The 26,366-nt window shown below is 73.9% G+C and carries 25 protein-coding genes; 15 read left to right on the top strand and 10 right to left on the bottom strand.

Features of this window, described 5'->3' with window-relative positions; genetic code table 11:
- The 4 genes from AD017_RS06175 to AD017_RS34405 form a co-directional block, all read right to left on the bottom strand.
- Window positions 1-1,383, bottom strand: coding sequence for a hypothetical protein (locus tag AD017_RS06175; protein WP_145984107.1), 1,383 nt, complete (start codon window positions 1,381-1,383; stop codon window positions 1-3).
- A gap of 188 nt (window positions 1,384-1,571) precedes the next feature.
- Window positions 1,572-1,955, bottom strand: a complete 384-nt coding sequence (locus AD017_RS06170) for a globin (protein ID WP_010235960.1) — start codon at window positions 1,953-1,955, stop codon at window positions 1,572-1,574.
- A 12-nt stretch (window positions 1,956-1,967) separates the two neighbouring features.
- Entirely contained in the window at window positions 1,968-2,993 is a 1,026-nt protein-coding gene (locus AD017_RS06165) for a mechanosensitive ion channel family protein (RefSeq protein WP_010235963.1), read from the bottom strand.
- Window positions 2,994-3,086: 93 nt separating this feature from the next.
- Window positions 3,087-3,740 (bottom strand): pyridoxamine 5'-phosphate oxidase family protein, encoded by a 654-nt coding sequence (locus AD017_RS34405; RefSeq protein ID WP_033200148.1) that lies wholly within the window; start codon window positions 3,738-3,740, stop codon window positions 3,087-3,089.
- Between the two features lie 66 nt (window positions 3,741-3,806).
- Here AD017_RS34405 and AD017_RS34400 point away from each other — a divergent pair, with 66 nt between their 5' ends.
- Complete coding sequence (locus AD017_RS34400; protein ID WP_060573408.1) at window positions 3,807-5,156, top strand: PLP-dependent aminotransferase family protein; 1,350 nt, start codon at window positions 3,807-3,809, stop codon at window positions 5,154-5,156.
- Window positions 5,157-5,202: 46 nt separating this feature from the next.
- Window positions 5,203-6,273 (top strand): D-alanine--D-alanine ligase family protein, encoded by a 1,071-nt coding sequence (locus AD017_RS06150; RefSeq protein ID WP_010232394.1) that lies wholly within the window; start codon window positions 5,203-5,205, stop codon window positions 6,271-6,273.
- A 60-nt stretch (window positions 6,274-6,333) separates the two neighbouring features.
- On the opposite strand, the gene AD017_RS06145 is transcribed toward AD017_RS06150, so the two are convergent.
- Window positions 6,334-6,879 carry a DUF3515 domain-containing protein gene (locus tag AD017_RS06145; RefSeq protein WP_202796394.1) on the bottom strand — a complete coding sequence of 182 codons (546 nt, stop codon included), beginning with the start codon at window positions 6,877-6,879 and terminating at the stop codon, window positions 6,334-6,336.
- Window positions 6,880-6,887: 8 nt separating this feature from the next.
- Window positions 6,888-7,124, bottom strand: a complete 237-nt coding sequence (locus tag AD017_RS06140; protein ID WP_010232392.1) for an Lrp/AsnC family transcriptional regulator — start codon at window positions 7,122-7,124, stop codon at window positions 6,888-6,890.
- A gap of 100 nt (window positions 7,125-7,224) precedes the next feature.
- Here AD017_RS06140 and AD017_RS06135 point away from each other — a divergent pair, with 100 nt between their 5' ends.
- Window positions 7,225-8,211: a thiamine-phosphate kinase gene (locus tag AD017_RS06135; protein ID WP_227012897.1), complete on the top strand. Its 987-nt coding sequence runs from the start codon at window positions 7,225-7,227 to the stop codon at window positions 8,209-8,211.
- Window positions 8,212-8,319: 108 nt separating this feature from the next.
- On the top strand, window positions 8,320-10,110 hold the full coding sequence (locus AD017_RS06130) for an L-lactate permease (protein WP_029239129.1): 1,791 nt from the start codon (window positions 8,320-8,322) through the stop codon (window positions 10,108-10,110).
- Window positions 10,111-10,116: 6 nt separating this feature from the next.
- On the opposite strand, the gene AD017_RS06125 is transcribed toward AD017_RS06130, so the two are convergent.
- Window positions 10,117-10,359, bottom strand: coding sequence for a hypothetical protein (locus AD017_RS06125; RefSeq protein WP_139323803.1), 243 nt, complete (start codon window positions 10,357-10,359; stop codon window positions 10,117-10,119).
- 335 nt (window positions 10,360-10,694) lie between these two features.
- Here AD017_RS06125 and AD017_RS06120 point away from each other — a divergent pair, with 335 nt between their 5' ends.
- A complete protein-coding gene (locus AD017_RS06120) occupies window positions 10,695-11,063 on the top strand; it encodes a hypothetical protein (protein WP_139323804.1) in 369 nt (122 codons plus the stop codon).
- Window positions 11,064-11,541: 478 nt separating this feature from the next.
- Here AD017_RS06120 and AD017_RS06115 read toward each other — a convergent pair whose 3' ends face one another.
- The 3 genes from AD017_RS06115 to AD017_RS06105 are packed head-to-tail and all read right to left on the bottom strand — an operon-like array spanning window position 11,542 to window position 15,541.
- The gene (locus tag AD017_RS06115) at window positions 11,542-12,936 is read right to left on the bottom strand and encodes a heterodisulfide reductase-related iron-sulfur binding cluster (RefSeq protein ID WP_082538348.1); all 1,395 of its coding nucleotides are present in this window, start codon (window positions 12,934-12,936) and stop codon (window positions 11,542-11,544) included.
- Window positions 12,937-12,943: 7 nt separating this feature from the next.
- Window positions 12,944-14,071 (bottom strand): FAD-binding oxidoreductase, encoded by a 1,128-nt coding sequence (locus AD017_RS06110; RefSeq protein WP_060573402.1) that lies wholly within the window; start codon window positions 14,069-14,071, stop codon window positions 12,944-12,946.
- Between the two features lie 15 nt (window positions 14,072-14,086).
- The gene (locus tag AD017_RS06105; RefSeq protein WP_010239564.1) at window positions 14,087-15,541 is read right to left on the bottom strand and encodes an FAD-binding oxidoreductase; all 1,455 of its coding nucleotides are present in this window, start codon (window positions 15,539-15,541) and stop codon (window positions 14,087-14,089) included.
- A 182-nt stretch (window positions 15,542-15,723) separates the two neighbouring features.
- Between AD017_RS06105 and AD017_RS06100 the strand changes: the two genes are divergently transcribed.
- The 10 genes from AD017_RS06100 (at window position 15,724) to mnhG (ending at window position 26,355) form a co-directional block, all read left to right on the top strand.
- Window positions 15,724-17,871 carry a malate synthase G gene (locus AD017_RS06100; protein ID WP_060573400.1) on the top strand — a complete coding sequence of 716 codons (2,148 nt, stop codon included), beginning with the start codon at window positions 15,724-15,726 and terminating at the stop codon, window positions 17,869-17,871.
- A gap of 114 nt (window positions 17,872-17,985) precedes the next feature.
- Window positions 17,986-19,182: a cytochrome P450 gene (locus tag AD017_RS06095; protein WP_060573398.1), complete on the top strand. Its 1,197-nt coding sequence runs from the start codon at window positions 17,986-17,988 to the stop codon at window positions 19,180-19,182.
- Window positions 19,183-19,192: 10 nt separating this feature from the next.
- Window positions 19,193-19,675: a GNAT family N-acetyltransferase gene (locus AD017_RS06090; protein ID WP_227012896.1), complete on the top strand. Its 483-nt coding sequence runs from the start codon at window positions 19,193-19,195 to the stop codon at window positions 19,673-19,675.
- Window positions 19,676-19,845: 170 nt separating this feature from the next.
- A complete protein-coding gene (gene mbhE, locus AD017_RS06085) occupies window positions 19,846-22,218 on the top strand; it encodes a hydrogen gas-evolving membrane-bound hydrogenase subunit E (RefSeq protein WP_060576262.1) in 2,373 nt (790 codons plus the stop codon).
- Window positions 22,215-22,814: an MnhB domain-containing protein gene (locus tag AD017_RS06080; protein WP_010239574.1), complete on the top strand. Its 600-nt coding sequence runs from the start codon at window positions 22,215-22,217 to the stop codon at window positions 22,812-22,814. The genes mbhE and AD017_RS06080 overlap by 4 nt, the downstream gene beginning before the upstream one ends.
- Before the next feature lie 2 nt (window positions 22,815-22,816).
- Window positions 22,817-23,266: a Na(+)/H(+) antiporter subunit C gene (locus tag AD017_RS06075; RefSeq protein WP_033200348.1), complete on the top strand. Its 450-nt coding sequence runs from the start codon at window positions 22,817-22,819 to the stop codon at window positions 23,264-23,266.
- Between the two features lie 41 nt (window positions 23,267-23,307).
- Complete coding sequence (locus AD017_RS06070; RefSeq protein WP_060576261.1) at window positions 23,308-24,906, top strand: Na+/H+ antiporter subunit D; 1,599 nt, start codon at window positions 23,308-23,310, stop codon at window positions 24,904-24,906.
- Window positions 24,903-25,658, top strand: coding sequence for a Na+/H+ antiporter subunit E (locus tag AD017_RS06065; protein ID WP_060573396.1), 756 nt, complete (start codon window positions 24,903-24,905; stop codon window positions 25,656-25,658). The genes AD017_RS06070 and AD017_RS06065 overlap by 4 nt, the downstream gene beginning before the upstream one ends.
- Window positions 25,655-25,921 carry a monovalent cation/H+ antiporter complex subunit F gene (locus AD017_RS06060; RefSeq protein WP_010239588.1) on the top strand — a complete coding sequence of 89 codons (267 nt, stop codon included), beginning with the start codon at window positions 25,655-25,657 and terminating at the stop codon, window positions 25,919-25,921. Before AD017_RS06065 ends, AD017_RS06060 begins: the two co-directional genes overlap by 4 nt.
- Window positions 25,921-26,355 (top strand): monovalent cation/H(+) antiporter subunit G, encoded by a 435-nt coding sequence (gene mnhG / locus AD017_RS06055; RefSeq protein ID WP_010239591.1) that lies wholly within the window; start codon window positions 25,921-25,923, stop codon window positions 26,353-26,355. Before AD017_RS06060 ends, mnhG begins: the two co-directional genes overlap by 1 nt.
- The last annotated feature ends 11 nt before the right edge of the window (window positions 26,356-26,366 follow it).

The following is a 26,366-nucleotide window of genomic DNA, read 5'->3' as shown; positions in this document are numbered from 1 at the left end:
TTATCGCGAGCGGCGTCCCGGGCCCGGACCCCGGGTGGGTCCCCGCTGGGGGCGGGAGGCGCCGTTGGCCCCGTCCGTCCTGGTCCGGGCGTTGTCACGGCCCGCGCCGAGTTCCCCGAACGGGAGTACCCCGATCGAGGTGAGGGAGATCGGCGGGATCTGCCCGACCGTCGTGCTGTCCGGGTCGTCGTCGTCCCGGCGGGCGCCGCCCGGCCGGCGTCCCGGGCCGAGGAGCAGGGTGCCGGTGGCGGTGTCGCCGGTGGTGTCCGCCGGCTCCGCGGTGGCCGAGGGGGAAGGGGCGTCCGTGTCGTCGGCGGCCCCGTCCCCGGGGGTGTCGTCGGCGGGGTCGCCGGCGGCCGGCTCCTCGTCGGTCACGGTCGGCGGGGTCCGGTCGGCGCCCGTGCCGGACGACCAGACGAACGCCGCACCACGCGCCGAGCCGAGCTCGGAGACCGACGCGACGGCGCCGGCCGGCGCGCCGGTGGCATCGTCGCCGGTCCCGGGCGTGGCGGACGGGCCGAACAGGGCGTCGTCGAGCGCCGCGGCGACCGGCTCACGGTCCAGCTCGGCCGAGAGCGCCTCGCGCACCCGGGTCAGCTCGCCGCGGACCTGGTCACGCAGCGACGCCAGCCGCTCGACGTCCCGGGTGACCCCGTCCCGCGCGGCACCGGCGTCGCGCAGCGCGGACGCGGCCTCGTCGCGGGCGCCGGACAGGACGTCGTCGGCCTCCGAGCGGGCCGTCGCGAGGATCTTCTCGGCCTCGGACCGGGCGGATCCGAACCGCTCGTCGACCGTGCGCTCCCGCTCGGCGAGGCCTCGCTCACGGGACGCGGCGGCCTCCTCGCGCTCGTCGAGCGCGGTGCTGCGGGAGGTGAACTCGCGGTCCAGGGTGGCGGCGCGGCCGAGCAGCGCCTCCTCGGTGCGGGTCCGGCGGTCGTCGGCCTCCGCGCGTGCGCGGGCGACGATCTCGTCGGCCTCCGCGGCCGCCCGCTCGCGCAGCTCGGTGGCCTCCTGCTCGGCGGCCTGCAGCACCCGCTCCACGCGGCGGCCGAACCCGGCCTCCTCGGCACGGCGGTCGGACGCGTCCGCGGCTCCGGCCTCGACCTGCTCCTGCAGGCGGCGCATCTGGGCCCTGGCGGCGGCCAGCGCGCGCTCGGCGGACTCGGCCCGCCGGATCTCCTCGTGGATGCGGTGGTCGAGATCGGCGAGCCGGGTGTCGACCTGGCTGCGGTCGTAGCCGCGGAGCACCACGGTGAACCACGATCCGTCACCCGACTCGTCGCTCCCGACCGCCTCCGGCTCGGCGGCGCGGTGCGAGTGCCGCGACGACCCGTGCCCCGGGTCGGGCCGCTCCGGGCCGGACGACGACGGCATTGCGCTCACGATTACCCCCATACGGGCGACTCCTGGCCGCCCGATGTCCCGGGGCGGCGTCCGGTCCAACGAGCCCGGACGCGTTCGGTCACGACCACACAGGACTAGAGCCCGGATTGACGCCGAACGCCACTCGTTCGGCCGCCAACCGGCGGATCAGACGGTCACGCAGGGTCGCCGACAGGACACCGGAGAGATCAGAACTCGGAGTTCTGCATGCTCAGCGCCGCGTACTGCATGTAGTTCCACAGTTGCTCGCGGTGCTCGGGGGAGAGGTTCTCCTCGTCGACCGCGATCTGCATGCAGCGCAGCCACGCGTCCCGCTCGATGGGGCCGATCGTGAACGGGACGTGCCGCATCCGCAGCCGCGGGTGACCCCGCTGCTCGGAGTAGGTGCGTGGGCCGCCCCAGTACTGCTCCAGGAACATCCGCAGCCGGTCCTCGGCGGGGCCGAGGTCCTCCTCCGGGTACAGCGGCCGCAGCACCTCGTCGCGCGCGACCTCCTCGTAGAACCGGTGGACGATCCGGTGGAAGACCGGCGCGCCGCCCACCTCGGCGTAGAAGTTCTGCGGTGCACTCACGGAGCCATCGTCTCAGTTCTGCTTCTGGGCGCGCTTGTCCAGGCCCGCGCCGCCGAACAGCAGCGGCCGCGGGATCCCGTGGTCGTCGAAGGCGTCGGTGATCGCCCCGTTCAGCGCCCGCTGCACCGCCCACTGGCGGCCCGGGCTGACCCGGACGGTGATCCGCAGCGTCACGCCCTCGGGGCCGATCCGGTCGACGCCGAGCACCTCCGGCGGCTCCAGGACGTCGCCGGCGACGTCGTCCTGCGCGACCCGCTCGGTCGCCGTGGTGCCGGCGATCTCGGTGGCCTCCTCGACGTCCGCGCTGTGCGCGACCGGCAGGTCGACGACCGCCACCGCGTAGCCCTGGCTCATGTTGCCGACCCGCAGGATCTCGCCGTTGCGGACGTACCAGACGGTGCCCTGCAGGTCCCGGATCGTGGTGATGCGCAGGCCGACGGCCTCGACGGTGCCCACGGCCTCACCGAGGTCGACGATGTCGCCGACGCCGTACTGGTCCTCGAGCAGCATGAACATGCCCGACAGGAAGTCGCGCACGAGGTTCTGCGCGCCGAACCCGATGGCGAGGCCGAGCACCCCGGCGCCGGCCAGCAACGGCCCGAGCGGGTAGCCCAGCTCGTTCATCACCATCATCACCGCGACGAGCAGGACCACCGCGGAGACGATCGAGCGCAGCACCGACCCGATCGTGCGCGCCCGCTGCATGCGCCGCTGCGAGCCCGGGGAGTCGCCGGCCCGTCGTGCACCGTCGGTGCGGCGCAGCCGCCGGGCCCGGCCGACGAGTGCGGAGAACCGGCCGTTGGTGGCGCCGTCCACCATCCGCGCGATCGCCCGGTGGGCCACCCACCGGAACAGCACCGCGAACACGACGATCGTGCCGATCGAGAACGTCTTCGAGACGATCGTGTCGGCGTGCTGGGCCAGGAAGTCGTTGCTGGTCCAGCGGTAGAGCGTCGAGCACCACGAGCCCGCGTTCTGCACGCAGTCGGGCATCAGCGCGGGGACGACCCGGTCGGGCACCGGGGGAATGATCGTCACGCGTCCTCCTCGGGGGCGGTGAGGGCGGTGTCCGCGGTCCGGGACCGCGTGGGGAGCGGCCGGGGTCCGGCCGGTGTCGCCCCCGACCCTACGTCACCCGTCCCGGTGAACCCGGCCCGCCAGGTGCGCCGGGAGCGTGTGGTGTTCCGGCAGGTCGGGCGCACGTTCGGGCACTCCCGTGACGGTGCGGACCGGGACCACACCGGACCAGGCGAGATCGGCGGTGACGTCGGCCTCGTCGTCGGACGGGGGGCCGGACCGGGTCTTCACGCTCGCCTCGGTGAGGTCCAGGGCGAACACCGCGGTCGCGGCGAGCTCCCGGCGGTCCGGCCGCCGGGCGTGGTCCCAGGCGCCGGGAGTGAGGTGCTCGACGATCGTCCGCAGGGCGTGCCACCGCTCGTCGGCGCCGGTGAGCCTGCGCGCGCTCCCGTGCACGACCGCGCTGCGGTAGTTCATCGAGAAGTGCATGACGGCGCGGGCGTGCACGATGCCGTCGAGGTGGGTGACCGTCACGCAGCACGGGAGCTCGTCGCCGGCGAGCCAGCGGGCACCGGTCGAGCCGTGCAGGTAGAGGGTCTCGCCGTCGCGGCCGTACGCGGTCGGGAGGACGACCGGTGCGCCGTCGCGGACGAAGCCGAGGTGGCAGACGAGACCCTCGTCGAGGACGGCGTGCAGTGCGGCGCGGTCGGTGGCGGCCCGGTCCCGCTTGCGGCCGAGAGTGCTCCGGGTGGTGGGGGAGAGCGTCACGCTGTCGAGCGTGCCGCGCACAGTGGCATCCTGGAACGGCCAATCCGGAGCGAATCGAGAAGGCCGATGGACCTGCCGCTGCCGCTGGACCGCGCGTCCGGCGTCCCGCTCGCCGTGCAGCTCGCCGACGCGCTGCGGGCCGCCGCGGCCGGCGGCCCGGTGCGCCCCGGTGACCGGCTGCCCTCCACCCGGACCCTCGCCGCGACGCTCGGGGTCAGCCGCACCGTGACCGCCGCGGCCTACGACCAGCTGCTCGCCGAGGGCTGGGTGCAGGGCAGGGTCGGGGCGGGGACCTACGTGACGGCGGTCCCCGCCGGGGCGCGGCCCACGGCCGGCGGAGCCGGGCCGGACCGCGCCGCACCCCCGTCCGGCCCGGACGAGCACCGCCCGCCGTACGTCCTCGATCCCGGGCGGCCCTGCGTCGCCGCGCTGGACCGGACGATGTGGCGGCGGGCGTGGCGGGCCGCCGCCGAGCCCCCGGCCGACGACGCGCCCCGGCCCGACGGCCTGCCCGGGTTCCACACCGCCGTCGCGCTGCACCTGCTGCGGCACCGCGGTCTCACCCCGGACGACATGATCACCACGGCGGGCACGTCGGCCGCCGTCGCCGAGCTCGCCCGGCTGCTCCCGCCCGGAGCGACCGTCGCCGTCGAGGAACCCGGCTACCGGCGCGCCGTCACCGCGCTGCGGGCCGCCGGTGTGCGGGTCGTCGGCGTCCCCGTCGACGACGACGGGCTGGTCGTCGACGCCGTCCCGGCCGGTTGCGCGGCCGTCTACACCACCCCGGCGCACCAGTTCCCGACCGCGGTGCGGATGGCCGCGGCCCGCCGCGTCGCGCTGCTCGAACGGGCCCGGGACGAGGACTTCCTGGTGATCGAGGACGACTACGACGGCGAGCTCCGCTACGACGTCGCGCCGCTGCCGCTGCTCGCCGCGCTCGCCCCCGGCCACGTCGTGCACCTCGGCACCGCCAGCAAGATCGTCAGCCCGACACTCGGGGCGGGCTGGGCGGTCGCCCCGCCCGCGGTGCTCGCGGCGTGGCGGGACCTGCGCTCCCGGACCGGGACGCGCCCGGCACCGGCCGGGCAGCGGGTGTTCACCGCGCTCGCCGCGCACGGTGACCTCGCCCGGCACCTGCGACGCCTGCGCCGAGAGCTCCGGGAACGCCGCGAGCTGGTGCTCGCGGCGGCGGACCGCGTGGGGTGGGCCGCGAGCGGCGACCCGGCCGGCGCGCACCTCGTGCTGCGCGGTCCCGGCGAGCGGGAGGCGGTGGCCGCCGCCGCGCGGCGCGGCGTCGACGTGCGCGGGCTCGCGGACTACCACGACGGCGGACCCCGGACGTCCGGCCTGGTCGTGGGCTACGCCGCCGGTACCCGCGCGGACCTGGAGGAGGCGCTGGACCGGCTCACCCGGTGATCCCGGCTGCGCGACCGCCGGGACCCCCGGCCTACCCTCGGGCCCCATGAGTTCCGACCGGGTCAGGGTGGCCGTCGTCTTCGGCGGCCGCAGTTCCGAGCACGCGATCTCGTGCGTCTCCGCGGGCAGCGTGCTGACCCACCTCGACCCGGAGCGGTTCGAGGTGGTCCCGGTCGGGATCTCCCGGGACGGCGCGTGGGTGACCGGCCCGTCCGACCCGCGGGAGCTGGGGATCAGCGGCCGCGAGCTTCCCGAGGTCGACGGCACGTCCGACGCCCTCGTGCTGCCCGGTGAGCCCGGGCGCGGACTGATCAGGCTGGACGCCGGCGAGGCGCTCTCGCAGGTCGACGTCGTCTTCCCGATCCTGCACGGCGCGTTCGGCGAGGACGGGACGATCCAGGGACTGCTCGAGATGGCGGGCCTGCCCTACGTCGGCGCCGGGGTGCTGGCGTCGGCGGTCGGGATGGACAAGGAGTTCGCCAAGAAGCTGCTGCGTGCCGAGGGCCTGAACGTGGCCGACGGCATCGTGCTGCGGCCCGGGACGGACATCGGGTTCGCCGACCGCGACCGGCTCGGCCTGCCGCTGTTCGTCAAGCCGGCCCGCGCGGGGTCGTCGATGGGCGTGACCCGGGTGACCGACCCGGCCGGGCTCGACGCGGCGATCGCCGAGGCCCGCGAGCACGACCCGAAGGTGCTGGTCGAGTCCGCAGTCCCCGGGCGGGAGGTGGAGTGCGCCGTCCTGGAGTTCCCGGACGGCAGCGTCCGCGCCAGCCTGCCCGCCGAGCTGCGCTACAACGGCGAGTTCTACGACTTCGAGTCCAAGTACCTCGACGTGTCCGAGCTGGAGATCCCGGCGAAGCTCGACGACGAGATCACCGACTCGGTCCGCTGGAAGGCCGTCACCGCGTTCCGCGCACTCGACGTCCAGGGACTGGCCCGGGTGGACTTCTTCGTCACCGACGACGGCCACATCACCGTCAACGAGGTCAACACCATGCCGGGGTTCACCCCGAGCTCGGCGTTCCCGAAGATGTGGGCCGTGACCGGGCTCGACTACGGCGAGCTGCTCACGACCATGGTCGAGACGGCGCTCGCCCGGGGGACCGGCCTGCGCTAGGCGCTCCGCGCTCGTGAGTGGAAAATTCGGCCCTGGCCCACACAACCACTCACGGGCGCGTCAGCGCACACGCACGGGCTCGGCCGGGAGTGTCCCGGTGATCGCGTCCGACACGGCCTGCAGCGGCCCGGGGCCGGCCTCGGCGGCGGCCGAGAGTTCCAGGTACACGCCCCGGTCGACGGCGGCGTAGGTCGTCGTGAGCGCGCCGTCCGGCGTCGCGAGGGGCAGCCAGTCCACGCCGTTCACGACGATCAGCGGCGAGGTCGGCCCCAGCTCGGCGGGGCGTTCGGTGCCGCAGCGCAGCACCACCGGGCCGGGCTCGGCGATCCAGGCCCGCGCGCCGGGGACCGCGGGATCGAGCTCGCGGGGTCCGAGCGGCGCCGGATCGGCCGGGAGCTGCGCGGGGAGCGCGCCCAGCACGGCGTCGCACTGCGGGGTGGACGCCTGCGGTGCCGCCTGCGGGGGGAGCGCGAGCGGGCCGGTGTCCGGCCCGGCGGAGACCCGGCTGTACAGCCCCAGCCCGGCCACCACGAGTGCCAGGAGCAGGGGGAGTGCGATCGCCACCGCCACCGGCGGGGAGATGCGCGACGACCCTGCTCCTGCCACGGCGTGTCTCAGTTCAGCTTCACCACGGGGCAGGTGAGCGTCCGGGTGATCCCGTTGACGTTCTGCACCCGTGCCACGACCAGCCGGCCGAGCTCGTCGACGTCGTCCGCCTCGGCGCGCACGATCACGTCGTACGGGCCGGTGACGTCCTCCGCCGAGATGACCCCCGGCAGGCCCCCGATCTCGGAGGCGACGGCGGCGGCCTTGCCGACCTCCGTCTGGACGAGGATGTATGCCTGCACCACGGCGTGCCCCTTTCCGGTACGTGCCGCCCTGCCGGATGGTTGGCGGCAGGAATGTCGGACGCAGAACTTACCGGAGGCAGCCCCCGTGTCCCCATCCGCGATCACGCCAGAAGGCGGTTCCGAGGCGAGCGTCTCACTCCGGGAGGTGGGCGAGTTCCGACTGATCGACCGCGTCACCACGGGCCGTGTCCAGCCGGTCACCACACTGCTCGGCCCCGGCGACGACTCGGCCGTCGTCGCGGCGGACGACGGCAGGGTCGTCGCCTGCACCGACGTCCTCGTCGAAGGGGTGCACTTCCGCCTCGACTGGTCGTCGCCCGAGCAGATCGGCCGCAAGGCCGCCGCCGCGAACCTGGCCGACATCGCCGCGATGGGAGCGGTGCCGACGTCGTTGCTGGTCGGGCTCGCCTGCCCCTCGACGACGCCGGCGGACCGGCTCGAACAGCTCGCCGACGGGCTGTGGGCGGAGGCGTCGTCGGTCGGGGCCGGGCTGGTCGGCGGCGACCTGACCTCCGGCCCGGTGATCGTCGTCTCGGTGACGGCGCTCGGCTCCCTGCAGGGGCGCGCACCGGTGCTGCGGTCGGGTGCGCAGCCGGGGGACCGGGTGGCGGTCTGCGGGCGCCTGGGCTGGTCCACGGCCGGGCTCGCGGTGCTCGGGCGCGGGTTCCGCTCGCCCGCGGCGCTGGTGAACGCGCACCGGGTCCCGGAGCCGCCGTACGCCGCGGGCCCGGTCGCCGCCGACGCGGGCGCCACCGCGATGATCGATGTCTCGGACGGGCTACTCGCCGACCTCGGGCACGTGGCGCGGGCGTCGGCGGTCGCGCTCCGGCTGCGGTCGCGGGCCTTCACGGTGCCGGCGCGGCTGTCCGAGATCGGCTCGGCACTCGGCCTGGACCCACTGCGCTGGATGCTCACCGGGGGTGAGGACCACGCGCTGGCCGCGACCTTCCCGTCCGGCGCCGCGCTCCCCGCGGACTGGACCGAGATCGGGACAGTCGAGGCCCCCGACGAGGAGGGCCCGACCGTCACGGTGGACGGCAGGCCCGACGACGGCGAGACGGGCTGGCTCCACTTCGCGAAATATTGATTCCACTCAGCTCTTGTGGCCGGCCCGTCCGGGTGACATCGTCCGAGAGGTTCCGTGCCTGTCCAGGCGTTATGTCTGGATGACCGGTGTCTCGAGGGGATTGTCACTGTGGACAATGTGGGTGTACTCAGCCTGCTCGCACTCACCCCGATCGTCGTCGTCGCGATCCTTCTGGTGGGCCTGCGCTGGCCCGCGAAGTACGCGATGCCGCTGGGATTCGTCGCCGCCGCGCTCATCGGATCGCTGGTGTGGGGGATGGACACCACGACGATCCTGGCGTCGTCGATCGAGGGACTGATCATCGCGATCGGTCTGCTCTACATCATCTTCGGTGCGCTCCTGCTGCTCCAGACGCTGACCCAGAGCGGGGCACTCGCGACGATCCGGGCCGGATTCACCGGCATCAGCCCGGACCGGCGGGTGCAGGCGATCATCATCGGCTGGCTGTTCGGGTCCTTCATCGAGGGGGCGTCCGGTTTCGGGACGCCGGCGGCGGTCGTCGCACCGCTGCTGCTGGCGCTGGGGTTCCCGGCGCTGGGTGCGGTGCTCGTCGGCATGGTCATCCAGTCCACGCCGGTGAGCTTCGGCGCCGCGGGCACCCCGGTGCTGACGGGCATCGGGCAAGGGCTGTCCGGGTCCGGCGAGGTGGAGGCGCGGACCGCGCTGCTCGGGCTCGACGCCGACGGCTACCTCACCGCGATCGGGCTCCAGGTCGCCACGCTGCACGCGGTGGCAGGCACCCTGATCCCGCTGTTCATGGTGTGCCTCCTCACGCGCTTCTTCGGCGAGAACAGGCGGTTCTCCGAGGGACTCGCGATCGCCCCGTTCGCGCTCTACGCCGCGCTGGCGATGACCGTTCCGTACCTGCTCGTCGCCGCGCTTCTGGGGCCGGAGTTCCCGGCGCTCCTCGGCGGCCTCGTCGGGCTGGCCCTGGTCATGTTCACCTCGAGCCGCGGGTTCCTCATGCCGAAGCAGGTGTGGGACTTCCCGCCGCGCGAGCGCTGGCTGGACCGCTGGACGGGCACGATCGAGTCGGGCGACGCCGGCGACGCGGAGACCGGTGGTCCCCGCATGCGCACCTGGCTCGCCTGGTCCCCGTACGTCCTGGTCGCCGCAGTGCTGGTGCTGTCGCGGACCGTCGAGCCGGTGAAGGACGCGCTGCAGTCGATCACCATCGGGCCGTCCGACATCCTGGGTACCGGGATCGGCGAGAAGCTCGAGATCCTCTACTCGCCCGGAGCCGTCTTCCTGCTGGTCTGCCTGGTCACCTACGGCATGCACCGCATGAGCGGGCGACAGGTGGCGACGGCGTGGAGGGTGTCCGGTGCACAGCTGGCGGGCGCCGCCGTCGCACTGCTGTTCGCGCTGCCGCTGGTCCGGATCCTGATCAACTCCGGCGCCGACCACAACGCAACCGGCCTGGCGAGCATGCCGCTGACACTCGCCGAAGGCGCCGCGCTGGCGGTCGGCCCGGCATGGCCGATCCTCGCCCCGTGGATCGGCGCGCTCGGGGCCTTCGTGGCGGGCAGCAACACCGTGTCCAACCTGACGTTCTCGCTGTTCCAGTTCGCCACCGCGGAGAACCTCGCCGTCGACCCCGAGACCGTCGTCGCGGCGCAGGCGGTGGGCGGCGCAGCCGGGAACATGATCACCGTGCACAACGTCGTCGCGGCGTCGGCGACGGTGGGCCTGCTCGGGCGGGAGGGTGACGTCATCCGGATGACGATCATTCCGACGACCTACTACTGCCTGCTGACCGGCGGCCTCGCGTTCGTGGCGATCTACGGGGTCGGCGCCAACGCGGGGACGGTGCTGCTGACCGTGCTGCTGGTGACGCTCGCCGCGATCGTGGTCGGGTTGCGACGGGCCGCGTCCCGGCCGCCCGTCACCCGCGCCTGACGCCGGTCAGGCGCCGCGACGCCAGAACATCAGGATCCGGCGCAGCCGGCGACGCATGGTCGGGTGACCGGGAACCGACCGCTGCGGGGTCGGGAACTGCCGGAACTCCGGCGGCGGTGCGGTCGGGCGCGCCGCCGGGAGGGTCGGCGGGTCCATCGCGACCAGCGTCTGCGGGAAATGGCGCGCGGAGGCGGCCGGGGCCTCGGGCGGCCCGGGGGCCTCCGGGGACGGGGTCGGGTTCGGGATCACGGACTGCTCCTCCACGCCAGGTCCATCGCTCTGCGTGGTCGGTCCGTTACCGGTCATCGGGCTGCGCTCCGTCCTCTGGTCGGCCGTGGCGCGGGAGGGCCGCGGCTCGTGGTCACCGTGGTCACGCGCCGCACGGAGGGAAGCGCCGGATCGCCGGTGGCCGGCGGGGCGCGGTCGGGCCCGGACGGGGCCCGGGGAGGGGCGCGCGGGCGACGGTGCCGTCGACGATCGAGGGTAGTGGGTCACGTGACGTGCAGCGCGTGTGCGGTCCCTCACCCGGTCGGCCGGTCGGGACCGCGAATCCGGCTACCGTACGTCCCGGCCAGGCGGAACGGGTGAACGGAGCAGACGTGTCGGGGCTGGTGACGTTCGTGGCCTGGGCCGCCCTGGCCGGCTGGATCGCCGCTGGGGTGCTCCTCGTCCTCGCGCACCGGAGGATCGAGGGCCTGGAACGGGCGCACACCGCCCGGAAGTGGGACATCGTCGCGCTGCGGGCGGAGCTGGGGGCGCTACGGCGGCGGATGGGGCTCTCGGCCCCCGACGACGACCCTGCCCACGGGTCCGTCGACACGACCCCCGAGGGCCCGGTGCCCCGGACCGCCGACGACCCGGCAGGCGCCCGGCACCTCGCCGGGCCGACGGCGTGGCGCCGTGCCCACCGCCCGCGCAAGGACCGCCCGCGCCGTCGCCCGGGCCGCCCCTGACCCGGGCCGCCCCTGACCCGGGCCGCCCCTGACCCGGGCCGCCCCTGACCCGGGCCGCCCCTGACCCGGGCCGCCCCTGACCCGGGCCGCCCCTGACCCGGGCCGCCCGTCTCGTCCCGGAACTCGTACGTGTCCGGACCACCCTCGCCGAGATGCGGCTCAGCGCGAATCGTGGATCTCCGGACGACGCTGGGCTGCATCTCGGTGGGGGAGCGGGTCGTCCCGCCGGCCACCGCTTCCGCCACGTCGAGCACCGGGACCCCGTACGTGCCCGGACCGACCTCGCCGAGATGCGGTTCAGGGCGAATCGTGGATCTCCGGATGACGCTGGGCTGCATCTCGGCGGGTGCCGAGCGGACCGGTTGGGGCGGGACTGGAAGGGGCGGGGCGGGCCGGAAAGGGGCGGGTCGGAAGGGGCGGGGCGGGCAGGAGGGTCGGGATGGGCAGGAGGGACGAGCCGGACGGGGAGCGGAGGGCGCTACCGGTGCGGGACGTCCGCCCCGCGGATGCTCGCGTCGAGCAGCTGCACGGGGTGCAGGAGCGGGATGTCGGCGAAGCCGTCGTCGGGCAGGTACTTCCCGATCTGCAGCAGGCAGCCCGGGTTCGCCGTGACGACGACGTCGGGCTTCGCGTCCCGGATCTTCCCGGCCTTCCGCTCGCCCAGCTCGCCCGCGGCGTCCGGCATGATCATGTTGTAGATGCCGGCCGAGCCGCAGCACAGCGACGCCTCGGCGATGTCGACGAGCTGCAGGTCCGGGATGCTGCGCAGCACCTCGCGCGGCTGGTTCCGCACACCCTGGGCGTGCCCGAGGTGGCAGGCGTCGTGGTAGGCGACGCGGCCGGTGACGGGGGTCCGCGGGGCGCGCGGGCCGCCGTCGTCGGACTCCGGGCGGGCGTAGAGGTCGGCGAGCACCTCGTGCACGTCGCGGCAGGACGCGGAGAACGCCTTCGCCCGCTCGGCCCAGTCCGGGTCGTCGGCGAGCAGGTGGCCGTAGTCCTTCATGGACGACCCGCAGCCGGCGACGTTGGTGACCACCGCGTCGACGTCGAGGGTCTCGAAGCGGGCGATCGTGCGCCGGGCCCGGTCGAGCGCGGACTCCTCGCGGCCGGCGTGGACCTCCAGCGCGCCGCAGCACTGCTGGTCGCGGGGCACGAGCACGTCGCAGCCCTCGGCGGACAGCACCCGCACGGTGGCCTCGTTGACGCGGTGGAAGAACACGTCCTGCACGCAGCCCGTGAGCAGCGCGACCCGCGCCCGGCGCCGTCCGACGGCGGGGGTGTGCACCGGCAGCGTCGCGAACGCCTCGCGCACCGTCACCGGCGGCAGCAGCGACTCCATCGCGGCGAGCCGCCCGGGCAGCTTCTCGGTGAGCCGCCGGATCGCGGGCACCGTGCGCAGCTTCTGGTAGAGCGCTCCGGGCAGGGCGGCGACCCGCAGCCGTCGCTTGTACGGGAACAGTGCGAAGATCGCGTCCCGGGAGAGCTTGTCGGCGCGGGTGCGGGGCACGTTGCGCTCGATCTGCGGCCGGACCGACTCGAGCAGCTTGTCGTACTGCACGCCGGAGGGGCACGCCGTCACGCAGGCCATGCAGCCCAGGCAGTTGTCGATGTGCTCGGTGAAGGGGCCGTCGAGGGCGATGTCGCCCTTCTCCGCCAGGTCCATGAGCAGGATCCGGCCGCGTGGCGAGTCCATCTCCTCGCCCCACAGGACGTAGGTGGGACAGGTGGGCAGGCAGAACCCGCAGTGCACGCAGTCGTCGAGCAGCTCGCGCTGCGGCGGGTGGACGTCGTCGAAGGCGCTCGGGCCCTGCTGCGGGATCTTCGTCTCCGCGGCGCCGGCGGGTGTGCCCTCGGTGTCGTGGGTGCTGGTCACGGGGTCCTCACATCCAGGGGTCGAAGCGGCCGGGTGCGAACCGGGCTCCGGGGTCGAGCTGGGTCTTGATCGCCTTCAGGAGCGCGAGCGCGGACGGGGCGGGGCCCCACGCGGGGGCGTCGAGCGCGTCGGGCCGGTCGCGCAGCACGCTCGTGCCGCCGACCGCGGCGACGGCGTCGTGCACCTCGGCGACCGCGGCGCCGGGCACCGTGACGGTCGCGACGCCGGTGGCGAGCCCCGCCGTCACGCCGGTCGCGGGCAGCTCCGCCACCAGGGACGCGAGCCGGGCCGGGGCGCACCCGATCCGCACGACCGCGCCCTCCGGTGCGTCCGTCGACGGCTGCCCGGCGGTGAGTGCGGCGTGCCCGGACCAGGCGTCGTCGCCGATCTCGCGGGCGTCGTCGCCGAGCAGGTCCACCAGCCGTCCGACCCGGCCGGGGAGGGTGTCGACCCCGCCCTCGAGCCGGATCAGGAGCCGTCCGGGATCACCGGAGACCCACTCGACGGCGATGGGCTCCAGCGGGCTGGAGACGACGGCGGCGGTGTGCCGCGCGGCGTCGGCCACCGGCCCGTCGACGGCCACGCAGGCGGTCGCCTTCGGCACCGGGTGCAGCCGCAGCACGACCTCCACCAGCGGGCCGAACGTGCCGTAGGAGCCGTGCAGCAGCTTGGCCATGTCGTAGCCGGCCACGTTCTTGATCACGTGACCGCCGCTGCGGACCATCGTGCCGTCGGCCAGTACCGACGTCGTACCGATCACCAGGTCCCGCATGGCGCCGTAGACCAGGGAGGACGGGCCGGCGTCGGCCGTGGCGAGCAGGCCGCCGACGGTCGCGCCGCGGCCGATCCGGCCGGCATCGAGCGCGAGCCGCTGCCCGTGGCCGGCCAGCTCGGCCTGCAGGTCACGGACGGGGGTGCCGGCGTGCACCGACACCGTCATGTCGCCCGGGTTGTGGGTGATCACACCCGTCAGTGCGGACAGGTCGAGCGTGGCGTCGACCTCGGCGGGGCGCCCGGCCCAGTGCCGGGCGGTGCCTGCGCCGGAGATCGCGAGCCGGCCGGGGGTGTCCAGGACGGCGTCGCGGACCTCCTTCGGCGTCGTCGGGCGCAGCGTGGTGGGAGCAGCGCGAGTCATGCCCTTCGAACCCTCTCAGAGTCGATCGATCAGCCCGGCTTCTTCCAGGGGATGCGGCCGGTACCTCCCGGGCTTCTCGCCGCACAGCCGCGGGGTCGGCAGCAGCTTGCCCGGGTTGCAGATGTGGTCCGGGTCGAACCCGGCCCGGATGCGGTTCATGACCGCCAGGTCGTCCTCGCCGAACATCTTCGGCATCGAGCAGGCCTTGTCGGTGCCGATGCCGTGCTCGCCGGACAGCGACCCGCCCATCTCCACGCAGAGCTCGGCGATCCCGGCGGAGAGGTGCTCGGCCCGCTCGGTCTCGCCGTCGGCGGCGGAGAACAGGACCAGTGGGTGCAGGTTGCCGTCACCGGCGTGGAAGACGTTCGCGACCCGCAGCCCGGCCTCGTCGCCCATGCCGGAGATCCGCTCCAGGACCTCGGCGAGCCGGGTCCGGGGGACGACGCCGTCCTGGACGATGTAGTCGGGCGAGATCCGGCCGACGGCGGCGAAGGCGGCCTTGCGCCCCCGCCAGATGTTCGCGCGCTCCTCCGGCGAGCCCGCGACGTGCAGCCGGGTGCAGCCGTGCCGGTCGCAGATGTCCTTGACCAGGGCGAACTGCTCGTCGCACTCCTCGACGGTCCCGTCGAGCTCGACGACCAGCGCCGCCGGGGTGTCCAGCGAGTAGCCGGCGCCGGTGGCGCCCTCCGCGGCCTCGATCGCGAGCGCGTCCATCATCTCGACGGCGGCGGGCACGATCCCGGCCGCCACGATGTCCGAGACGACCTGCCCACCGGCGGCGACCGACGGGAAGTCGGCGAGCAGCGTGCGCATGACCTCCGGCGTCCGCAGCAGCCGCACGGTGATCTTCGTGACGACGCCGAGGGTCCCCTCCGAGCCGAGGAACACCCCGCGCAGGTCCGGTCCCTGCTGCTCCATCGAGTCCGAGCCGAGGGTGACGACCGAGCCGTCGGGCAGGACGACCTCGATCGACAGCACGTGGTTGGTGGTGAAGCCGTACTTCAGGCAGTGCGCCCCGCCGGAGTTCTCCGCGACGTTCCCGCCGATCGTGCAGACCTGCTGCGACGACGGGTCCGGCGCGTAGTACAGCCCGTGCGGCGAGGCCGCGGCGGTGATCTCCAGGTTCGTGACGCCCGGTTCCAGGACCGCGCGGCGGTTCTCCACGTCGATCTCGAGCACCCGGTCGAGCCGGTTCAGCCCGATGACGACGCCGTCGGCCACCGGCAGCGCGCCGCCGGACAGGCCGGTCCCGGCGCCGCGGGCGACGAACGGGATCCGGTGCCGTGCGCAGATCCGGACGCACCCGGCCACGTCCTCGGCGGTCCGGGGGAGCAGCACGAGCTCGGGGACGACCCGGTTGCCGGTCAGCCCGTCGCACTCGTAGGCGCGGGTGCGGACCGGGTCGTCGATCACGTCGGCGGGTCCGAGGAGGGCGGCGAACTCCTCACGGACCGGTGCGTCCAGGGGCATCGGTGCACTCCCTTGCTGCAGGACAGGCGTGGCGGGGCTCACGTGAGGGTACGTCGGTGCCGGGGCACGACGCCCGTCCGGCGATCACGTACGGGCACCCAGTACTTTCATGATGCGGAAAAGATAATCCACTGGTAGGAATGTAGCCAGTCCAAGCGAGTACGCAGAGAGGGTGGTCACAGATGGCCGACACCGCCGGGCTGCAGGTCGAGGAGCACCTGAAGTCGTTCGTCGAGGACGAGCTCCTGTCCGACGTGGACCTCACGGCGGCGGACTTCTGGGCGACCCTGGCGGGTCTGCAGGAGCGGTTCGCGCCCAGGATCGCCGACGCGCTGCGCCGCCGTGACGAGCTCCAGGAGCGCATCGACGCCTGGCACGCCGAGCACGGCGCCGGCTCGACCGCCGACTACGAGAAGTTCCTGACCGACCTCGGCTACCTGCTCCCCGACGCGTCGCCGACGATCTCCGTCGACCGGGTCGACCCGGAGATCGCCGAGATCGCGGGCCCGCAGCTGGTCGTCCCCTCGACGGTGCCGCGCTACGCGCTCAACGCCGCCAACGCCCGCTGGGGCTCGCTGTTCGACGCGCTCTACGGCACCGACGCCCTCCCGCAGGACGGCGAGCTCGCCCGCGGCTACGACGAGCGCCGCGGCGCCCAGGTCATCACGGCCGCCGACGAGCTGCTCGACGAGCTGTTCCCGCTGGCGAAGGGGAGCCACGCCGGCGTCACCGCCTACCGGGCCGGGACCGACGGCCTGGTCGCCGACACCTCCGGAGGCACGGTCGGGCTCGCCGATCCGGCGCAGTTCGCCGGCTTCCGCGCGGTCGACGGCGACGGCCGCGGCGCCGTCCTGCTCACCCGCAACGGGCTGCACCTCGAGATCACCCTCGACCCGACCACGCAGGTCGGGCGCCAGCACCACGCCGACGTCGCCGACGTCGTGCTGGAGTCGGCCGTCTCGACGATCGTCGACCTGGAGGACTCGGTCTCGACCGTCGACGGCGAGGACAAGGCGCTGGCCTACCGCACCTGGCTGGGCCTGCTGACCGGTGACCTGACCAGCGAGTTCAGCAAGGGCGGGAGGACCGTCGTCCGCCGGGTGAACCCGGACCGCGAGTACACCGCGCCGGACGGGTCCGTCCTCACCCTGCCGGGCCGTTCGCTGATGCTGGTCCGCAACTGCGGCCACCACATGACCACGAACGCCGTCCGCACCGCCGACGGCACCGAGGTGGCGGAGGGCGTCCTGGACGCGCTGGTCTCCGCCGTCGCGGGGCTCTACGACCTGCAGCACAAGGGCCCGCACACCAACTCGCGGGCCGGCAGCGTCTACATCGTGAAGCCGAAGCAGCACGGCCCCGAGGAGGTCGCGCTCACCGTCGAGCTGTTCGGCGCCGTCGAGGAGGCGCTCGGCCTGCAGGCGAACACGCTCAAGATCGGCATCATGGACGAGGAGAAGCGCACCTCGACCAACCTCGGAGCCTGCATCGCCGAGGCCGCGAACCGGGTCATCTTCGTCAACACCGGCTTCCTCGACCGGACCGGCGACGAGATCCACACCTGCTTCCGGGCCGGCGCGGTGCTGCCCAAGGGCGACATGAAGTCGACGACCTGGCTGACGACCTACGAGGACCGCAACGTCGACGTCGCGCTCGCCGCCGGGTTCAGCCACTCCGCCCAGATCGGCAAGGGCATGTGGGCCAAGCCGGCCGCGATGGCGGAGATGATCGAGCAGAAGATCGGTCACCCGAAGGCCGGGGCGAACTGCGCCTGGGTGCCCTCGCCGACCGCTGCCACCCTGCACGCCCTGCACTACCTGCGGGTCGACGTCCACGAGGTCCAGTCGCAGATCGCGGCGCGCGCCACGGCCGACCGGAGCAGGCTGCTGGAGCTGCCGCTCGCCGGCGCGTCGTCGCTGCCGGCCGAGACCGTCACCCACGAGCTGGAGACCAACGCGCAGTCGATCCTGGGCTACGTCGTCCGCTGGGTCGGGATGGGCATCGGTTGCTCCACCGTGCCGGACCTGTCCGGGGCCGGGCTGATGGAGGACCGCGCGACGTTGCGGATCTCCGCCCAGCTCGTCGCGAACTGGCTCGCGCACGGCGTCGTCGACGAGGTGACCGTCCGGGACACCTTCGCCCGGATGGCGTCGGTCGTCGACGACCAGAACGCCGGCGAGCCCGGCTACCCGCCGATGGCGAAGGACCTCGACGGCAGCGAGTCCTTCCAGGCCGCGCTGGAGCTCGTGTTCACCGGCGCGACCGAGCCGAACGGCTACACCGAGCGCACGCTGACCTCGTGGCGGCAGCGCGCCAAGGCGAACGCCTGATCCGTTCGCAGCGTGACCGACGACGCCCCCGGGACCGAGGTCCCGGGGGCGTCCGCGTGGGAATCCGTTCGCGTGGGCAGGTGCGGGGCCGTTGCCGGACGTAACGTCGGGTGCGTGACCGCCACCACGGACCTGCCCCGCCTCCCGTTCCCGCGCGACGACGTCCTGCGACTCCCTCCGCTCTACGACGAGCTCCGGGAACGGGCGCCGATCACCCCCGTCCGCACCCCGGCCGGCGACGTCGCCTGGCTCGTCACCGGCTACGAGGAGGCCCGCGCGCTGTTCGCCGACGACCGGCTCGGCCGCAGTCATCCGGAGCCGGAGCGGGCGGCGCGGATCTCCGGCTCGATGGTCTTCGGCGGCCCCTCCGGGGACTCGCCGGAGACCGAGCGGGTGAACCACACGCAGATGCGCACGCTCCTCGCGCCGGCGTTCTCGGCACGGCGGATGGGCCGGCTGCGCGAGCACGTCGCCGATCTCGTCGCGGAGCGGCTCGACGCAATGGAGGCGGCCGGACCCGGCGCCGACCTGCACGAGCTCCTCTCGTTCCCGCTGCCGGTGCTGGTGATCTGCGAGCTGCTCGGCGTCCCCTTCGCCGACCGCGCCGAGTTCAGCGCGTGGTCCGAGGGCCTGAGCCGGCTCGACGACCGCGAGCACGCGCAGGCGAGCGCGGCGCGGCTGTTCGCGTACATGCGTGAACTGCTCGACCGGAAGGCGGCCGAGCCGGGGGAGGACGTGCTCTCCGACCTCGCCGCACTCGGCGGTGACGACGATCAGCGCGACCGGCTCGCGGGGCTCGGTGCGGCGCTGCTGTTCGCCGGGCACGAGACGACGGTCGGCCGGATCGACGTCGGCACCGTGCTGCTGCTCGACCAGCCGGGGGAGTGGGCGGCGCTGGCCGCGGACCCCGGCCGCGCCGACGCCGCCGTCGAGGAGATCCTGCGGCTGGCCGCCCCCGGGTCGAGCGGGATCCCCCGCTACGCGCGCGCCGACATCGAGATCGCCGGGGTCCGCATCCCGGCGGGCGACGCCGTCCTGCTCGCCCCCGCCGCCGCGAACCGGGACCCGCGCACGTTCGACGACCCCGGCGCCTTCGACGCCGGACGTCGCCCCGCGCACCTCGCCTTCGGCCACGGCCCGTACTTCTGCATCGGCGCGAGCCTCGCCCGGGTGGAGCTCACCGAGGTGTTCCGCGCCCTGCCGGCGCGGCTGCCGTCGTTGCGCACGGCGGTGCCCCGCGCGGAGCTGCAGCTGCGCTCGGACGTCCTCACCGGAGGCCTCCGCGCGCTCCCGGTGACCTGGGAACGATGATGGCCCGGTGCTGGAACTGCGGGTCTCCGCCCTCGACCACCCGGACGCGGTGACGCTCGACGGGCAGGTGCAGGAGTGCTACCGCCGGGTCTACGGCGACGGCGACGCCACCCCCGTCGCACCGGCGGACTTCGCCGCCCCGCGCGGGCTGTTCCTGGTCGGCTACGACGGCGACCGCGCCGTGGTCACCGGTGCCTGGCGGGCGGTCGACGCGGTGGCGGACGACCCGGTCCGCCGCGACGGCGACGCGGAGGTCAAGCGGATGTATGTCGTCCCGGACGCCCGTGGAAAGGGTCACGCCCGGACCCTGCTGGCGGAGCTGGAACGCACCGCGGAGGCGGCCGGGCGCCGGCGCATGATCCTGGAGACCGGGACCGCGCAGCCGGAGGCCATCAGCTTGTACCGCGCGTGCGGATACCGCCCGATCGGGAGGTTCGGCGTGTATCGGGACGATCATCGCTCACGGTGTTTCGGCAAGCCCCTGCGGACGTGAGCCCCGGTACGGTGGCGGGCGAATCGTCCGGTTGCGCCGATAGGATGACGGAGGCGTCGTCGCCGTGTCCCGTCCGGGGACCGGCTCGTGACACGTCCGCACCGCTCCCCGGTCGATCGTGCAGCGAGTGACCCGCCCGTCCGTACGACCCCGCGAACCAGGAGGTGTCGGTGCTCGCCGTCGTGGCCGCCCATCTCGTCCTGGCGCTGTGCCTCCCGGCCCTCGCCCGGTACAACCGGCGACTGGCCTTCGGGGCCGGCGCCGCACTGCTGGCGGCCACACTGGTGTGGGCGATGGCGCAGGCCCCGGCCGCGCTCGGCGCCGGCGTCACCGACGTCGTCGAGTGGGCCCCGGAGCTCGGGCTCCGGCTGAGCCTCCGGATGGACGCGCTGGCCCTCGCCATGATCGTCCTGGTCTCCGGCGTCGGGGCGCTGATCATGGTCTACGCGGCCTGGTACTTCGGCCCCCGCTCGAAGGACGCCGCCCGCTCGGCCGCCCTGCTGGTCACCTTCGCCGGGATGATGCTCGGCCTGGTCCTGGCCGACGACCTGCTCACCCTCTACGTGTTCTGGGAGCTGACGTCGCTGACGTCGTTCCTGCTCGTGGGGCAGGGCGGTCAGTACCGGGAGAACCGGCGGGCCGCCGTGCAGGCGTTGCTCGTGACGGTGTTCGGCGGCCTGGCGATGCTGCTGGGCATCGTGCTGCTCGGCGGGATCGCCGGCACCTACTCGATCCCCGAGCTCACCGCAGCGGCCTCCGCGGGCACCCTCGCGCCGGACCAGCCGGTCGCGCTGGCGATCTCGCTGGTGCTGATCCTCATGGGGGCGCTGACGAAGTCCGCGCAGCTGCCCTTCCACCCGTGGCTGCCCTACGCGATGGCGGCGCCGACGCCGATCTCGGCCTATCTGCACGCCGCCTCGATGGTGAAGGCCGGCGTCGTGCTGGTGGCGCGGCTCGGGCCGGCGTTCTCGGTGTACACGGTGTGGTGGGTCCCGGTCGTCGTGCTCGGCCTGGCGACGATGCTCCTCGGCGGCTGGCGGGCGCTGCGCCAGACCGACCTCAAGCGGCTGCTGGCCTTCGGCACCGTGTCCCAGCTCGGCTTCCTGATGGTGCTCTTCGGTGCCGGGTCCCGGGTCGCCGCGCTGGCCGGCATCGCGATGCTGCTGGCGCACGGCCTGTTCAAGGCCCCGCTGTTCATGGTCGTCGGCGCCATCGACAAGGCGTGCGGCACGCGTGACCTGCGGGAGCTGTGCGGTCTCGGCCGGCGGCGGCGCGGCCTGGCCGTGCTCGCGACGCTGGCGGGGCTGTCGATGGCGGGGCTGCCGCCGCTGCTCGGGTTCGTCGGCAAGGAGGCCGCCTACGAGGCGTTCGTCCTGGAGGGCGGGACCCGCGGCTGGGTCGTCGCGGTGGGGCTGCTCGCGGGCTCGCTGCTGACCGTCGCCTACACCGCGCGCTTCCTGTGGGGCGCGTTCTCGACCAAGGGCAGCCAGCCCACCGGCGGCGACCCGGTGCCGCTCGGGCTGTCCGGCCCGGCCTGGCTGTGCGCGCTGACCGGCCTGGCCGCCGGCTTCGCCGCGCCGCTGGTGCAGGACGTCGCCGGGTCCTACGCCCGGTCGCTGCCCCCGCTCGGCGACGCCTACGCCACACAGTACGAGCTCGCCCTGTGGCACGGTCTCGGTCTCCCGCTGGGCTTCTCCGCGCTCGCCCTCGTCGGCGGTCTGCTCCTGCACCGCTACGGGGCGCCGCTGACCTCCCGGGCGCGGATCCCGGGGGTGTCCGCGCAGCGCGGCTACGAGGCGGTCGTGACCGGCCTGGAGCGGTTCGCGATCGGCCTCACCGGCCGCCTGCAGATCGGGTCGCTGCCGGTCTACCTGGGCTGCATCCTGGCCACCCTGATCGTGCTCCCGGGCCCGGTGCTGCTGATGACGGGTGCCATGCCCGAGCACCAGGCCCCCTACGACTCGATCATGCAGGTCCCGGTCGGGCTGATGGTCGTGATCGCCGCGGTCGCGCTCACCCGGGCACGCAGGCGGTTCACCGCGGTGCTGCTGGTCGGCGCCGTCGGCTACGGGATCGGCGGCCTGTTCGTCATCGACGGTGGCCCGGACCTGGCCCTCGCCCAGTTCCTGGTGGAGACGCTGACCCTGGTGGCGTTCGTGTTCGTGCTGCGGCGGCTGCCCGCGCACTTCGACGAACCGGACACCGAACGCCGGGTCCGCGCCCCCAAGGCCGGGCTCGCCGCCGTCGGCGGGGTGTTCGTGGCCGGGACTGCGGTCGTGCTCTCCGGGGCCCGGCTGCAGCCGCCGTCGACCACCGACGCCTTCGTCGCGAACGCCCCCGAGGCCGGCGCCACCAACCTCATCAGCGCGATCCTCGTCGACTTCCGGGCACTGGACACCATCGGGGAGATCACCATCCTGCTGATCTGTGCCGCCGGGACGGCGAGCCTGGTCCTCGCCACCCGCTACGACAAGAAGAAGGGCGGCGCGGTCGTGAGCAGCGGTTCGGGCTCGCCGAAGCACGAGCAGGAGGTGCTCGGATGACGACCTCCACCGACCGGCCCGGTGACACGGCTCCGCCCCCCGAGGAGGACACGGCCTGGGAGCGCTGGGACCAGCCCAGCGGCCGCTGGATGCTGCCCGGCAACTGCCCCGACACCCGGGAACGGACCCTCGTCCTCGAGGCCGCCGCCCGGCTCCTGTTCCCGACGGTGCTGGTGTTCTCGGTGTTCCTGCTGTTCGAGGGCCACTACGGCCCGGGTGGCGGGTTCTCCGGCGGCCTGGTCGCCGGGCTCGCGTTCGTGCTGCGGCACATCGCGGGCGGCGACGACGACCCCGGCTCCACACTGCGCATCCGGCCGCCGGTCGTCGTCGGTACCGGGCTGACGATCGCGGTGCTGACAGGTCTCGCACCGTTGCTCTGGGGCGGCGCGGTGCTGTCCTCCGCCAAGTGGCGGATCAGCTTCGGCGACGCCGGCTACATCGACGTCGTCACCAGCCTGCTGCTCGACGTCGGCGTCTACCTGCTGATCATCGGCGTCGTGCTGGACCTGCTGCGCTCGCTGGGCTCGGGCATCGCCCGGGACGCCCGCGAGGCCGGCGAGGCCGCGCCGCGCGGTTCCGGCGGTGGTGACCGGTGAACATGACGATCAACCTGAGCATGGCGATCGTGCTCGCCGTCCTGTACTCGGTCGGGTTCTACCTGCTCATGCAGCGTTCGCTGATGCGGGTCCTGATCGGCATCGTCGTCCTGGGGCACGGGGCGAACCTGCTGCTGCAGCTCGCGGGCGGGCCGCCCGGGCGCGCGCCGATCCTCGGCCCGGTACTGCCCGAGGAGTTCACCGACCCGCTGCCGCAGGCGCTGGCGCTCACCGCCATCGTGATCACCTTCGCGCTGACCACCTACCTGCTGGCGCTCGGATACCGGTCCTGGGTACTGGTCGGCCACGACGAGGTCCAGGACGACGTCGAGGACCGCCGGATCGCCGCCCAGAAGCCGGACGGTGCGATGGAGGAGGGCACCGCCGAGGAGACCGAGGCCGGTCCCGAGGACACCGCCGACTCCCACGAGCTCGAGGAGGGCCGCAAGTGACCCTGCTCCAGGCCTTCGTGACGCTGCCGGTGCTGCTGCCGATGCTCGGCGCCGCCGCCAGCGTGATCGTCAGCAGGCGGGCCTCGCTGCAACGGGTCATCGGCGTGGTGACGCTGGCGATCGTCTGCGTCGTGGCCGGCGTCCTGCTGGTGTCCGCCGACCGCTACGGGCCGGTCGTCGCCGAGCTGGGCGGCTGGCCGGCGCCGATGGGCATCGTGCTCGTCGCCGACCGGATGTCGGCCCTGCTGCTGCTGATCTCGACGCTGGTCACCCTCGCGGTGCTCGTCTACGCGATCGACCAGCGGATCTCCGACTACGGCCGGGAGACGGCCAGCACCACGTTCCACCCGATCTTCCTGCTGCTGTCGACGGGCGTCTCGCTGGCCTACCTGACCGGTGACCTGTTCACGCTGTTCGTCGCCTTCGAGATCATGCTGGCGGCCAGCTACGTGCTGATCACCCGGCGGACGTCGGCGTCGCGGATCCGGTCCGGGATGACGTACGTGATCGTCTCGCTGATGTCGTCGCTGCTGTTCCTGACCGCGGTCGCGCTGGTCTACGCGGCGACCGGCACGGTCAACCTGGCCGACCTCGCCGGGCGGGTCGCGCTGCTGCCCGACGGGCTGAAGACAGTGCTGGCGCTCGTGCTGGTCGTCGTGTTCGGGATCAAGGCGGCGATCGTGCCGCTGCACTTCTGGTTGCCCGACAGCTACCCGAACGCCCCAGCACCGGTCACCGCGCTGTTCGCCGGACTGCTGACCAAGGTCGGCATCTACGCGCTGCTGCGCACCCAGACCCTGGTGTTCCCGCAGGACCACCCCTCGTTGCTGCTGCTCGTGATGGCCGCGGTGACGATGGTGGTCGGCGCGCTCGGCGCCGTCGCGCAGGACGACCTCAACCGGCTCCTGTCGTTCCTGCTGGTCAGCCACATCGGGTTCATGCTCTTCGGGCTGGCGGTGTACACCCCGTCGGGGATCGCCGGGACGGCGCTCTACGTCGTCCACCACATCACCGTGCAGGCGACGCTGTTCCTCGTCAGTGGGTTGATCACCCGGCGGACCGGGACGGTGTCGATCTCGCAGATGGGCGGGCTCGCGAAGACGGCCCCGCACCTGGCGGTGCTGTTCGCGATCCCCGCGATCACCCTGGCCGGGCTGCCGCCGACGTCGGGATTCGTCGCGAAGCTCGCACTGCTGCAGGCCGGCGCCGAGGCCGGTACGGCGGGCCGGATCGTCGCCGCCTTCGTCGTGCTCGCCAGCCTGCTCACGCTCTACGCCGCCGCCCGCGTCTGGGTCCGGGTGTTCTGGGGCACGCCGAAGGAGCCGCTGGTCGACAACGACCCGAACGACGAGCTGGTCGTCGGCACCGCCCGCAGCGCCCGCGGGATGTACGTCGGCGCCGCGTCGCTGATCGTGGTCAGCATCGTCATCGCGGTGTTCGCCGGGCCGCTGTCGGCGGTCACCGCGCGCGCCGGGATCGACCTGCAGACCCGCGACACCTACCGCGGCGCCGTGCTCGGGCCGGACGAGGCTCCCGGCGGGCCCGGTGCGCAGCCGGTCGCGACGGTGCCGGACGTTCCCGACGGGACCGGCGCCGGGACGGCGATGGCGACCGACGACGCGGAAGGGGGCACCCCGTGAGCGAGGACCGGACGATCCGCGACGGCGCGGCTGCGGAGACGTCCCCGGAGGGGCAGCGCGAGGCGGACATGGGTGCCGCGGAGACCGGGACCGGGCTGCCGGCCGAGGAGTCCCGCGAGGCCGCACTCGTGCCCGAGCAGCGCCCCGCCACGGTCGACGACCAGCCGGGCGACAACTCCCGGATCGGGAGCTGGCCGCGGCGGATCCCGCAGGTGCTGGCGCTGGCGCTGGTGTGGGTGCTGTTGTGGGGCAGCCTCGCGCCGACGGCGATCGTCGGCGGTCTGGTCATCGGGCTGCTGGTGACGGTGCTGTTCCCGCTCCCGCTGCTGCCGGACCGGATGCCGGTGCGGCCGCTGAAGCTGCTGCGGCTCGCCGGGTACCTCGTGGTGGACCTCGTCGTCTCCGGTATCCGGGTGAGCGTGGTGACCGTCGCCCAGGGTCGGCGGGCCCGCTCCGGGATCGTGGGGCTGCCGCTGTGCGCCACCTCCGACCGGACGGTGACCATGATCGTCGCGGCGTGCGCGCTGTCCCCGGGCAGCTTCACGTTGCAGATCGACCGCCGGCGTGGCCGCTGGTACGTGTTCGCGCTCGGGCTGCACCGCGCGGGCGCGGTCGACCGGTTGCGCAAGGAGATGATGAACCTGCAGATGCGCGTCATCGACGCGGTCGGTACCGACGCCGACGTGGAGATGTGCCGCGCGGCCGTCGCCGCCGTCGCCGAGGGCCGGGACACGGGGAGGGCGGCGCGATGACCGTCGTCTACGCGATCGTACTGACCATGCTGACCGCCGCCGGCGGGCTCACGCTGTGGCGGCTGCTCCGCGGCCCCACGACCCTGGACCGGATCGCGGCCCTCGACGTCATCGTGGTGCTGATCGTGGCCGCCGCCGGGGTGTACGCGGCGATCTACTCGGACGGGTCGAACATCCCGCTGCTGGCGGCCGTCGCGCTGATCGCGCTGGTCGGCTCGGCGACGGCGGCCCGGCTCGTCGAACGATGGGAGCGGCACCGCTGATGTCGGCCTCGGACGTGACCTCGGTGATCTCCGCCGTGCTGATGCTGGCCGGTGGAGTGTCCTGCCTCATGGGGGCCCTCGGCCTCGTGCGGCTGCCGGACCTGCCGGCGCGGCTGCAGGCGACGACCAAGCCGCAGACGCTCGGCCTGCTGCTGATCCTCCTCGGTGTGGCGGTGCAGCTGGAGTTCGAGAACTCCTCGACGCTGGTGCTGGTCGTGCTGTTCCAGGTGCTGACCGCCCCGGTGATCTCCCAGGTGGTCGGCCGGTCGGCGTACCGCACCGGCGCGATCGACCGGGAGTCGCTGGTCGTCGACGACCTGGGGGAGCGGATGGACGCCGACGCCCGGGCCGTCCGCACCGTGACGCCGGACGGACCGCCGTCGCCGCGCGGGTCCGGATCGGACACGACCGGCGGGGCCGGGGGCCCGGCGTGACGAGTCCTCCG

The sequence above is a fragment of the Pseudonocardia sp. EC080619-01 genome (genome assembly GCF_001420995.1).
GTDB lineage: Bacteria > Actinomycetota > Actinomycetes > Mycobacteriales > Pseudonocardiaceae > Pseudonocardia.
The sequence above is the reverse complement of the archived record's forward strand: the minus strand, read 5'-3'. Positions and strand labels throughout refer to the sequence as shown.

Excerpts from the sequence above, each read along its gene's own strand:
- AD017_RS34400 (WP_060573408.1), top strand. The coding sequence starts at position 3,807 with ATGGACCTGCCGCTGCCGCTGGACCGCGCGTCCGGCGTCCCGCTCGCC.
- AD017_RS06150 (WP_010232394.1), top strand. The coding sequence starts at position 5,203 with ATGAGTTCCGACCGGGTCAGGGTGGCCGTCGTCTTCGGCGGCCGCAGT.
- AD017_RS06110 (WP_060573402.1), bottom strand. The coding sequence starts at position 14,071 with ATGACTCGCGCTGCTCCCACCACGCTGCGCCCGACGACGCCGAAGGAG.
- AD017_RS06105 (WP_010239564.1), bottom strand. The coding sequence starts at position 15,541 with ATGCCCCTGGACGCACCGGTCCGTGAGGAGTTCGCCGCCCTCCTCGGA.
- AD017_RS06100 (WP_060573400.1), top strand. The coding sequence starts at position 15,724 with ATGGCCGACACCGCCGGGCTGCAGGTCGAGGAGCACCTGAAGTCGTTC.
- AD017_RS06080 (WP_010239574.1), top strand. The coding sequence starts at position 22,215 with ATGACGACCTCCACCGACCGGCCCGGTGACACGGCTCCGCCCCCCGAG.
- AD017_RS06075 (WP_033200348.1), top strand. The coding sequence starts at position 22,817 with ATGACGATCAACCTGAGCATGGCGATCGTGCTCGCCGTCCTGTACTCG.
- AD017_RS06070 (WP_060576261.1), top strand. The coding sequence starts at position 23,308 with ATGCTCGGCGCCGCCGCCAGCGTGATCGTCAGCAGGCGGGCCTCGCTG.
- AD017_RS06060 (WP_010239588.1), top strand. The coding sequence starts at position 25,655 with ATGACCGTCGTCTACGCGATCGTACTGACCATGCTGACCGCCGCCGGC.
- mnhG (WP_010239591.1), top strand. The coding sequence starts at position 25,921 with ATGTCGGCCTCGGACGTGACCTCGGTGATCTCCGCCGTGCTGATGCTG.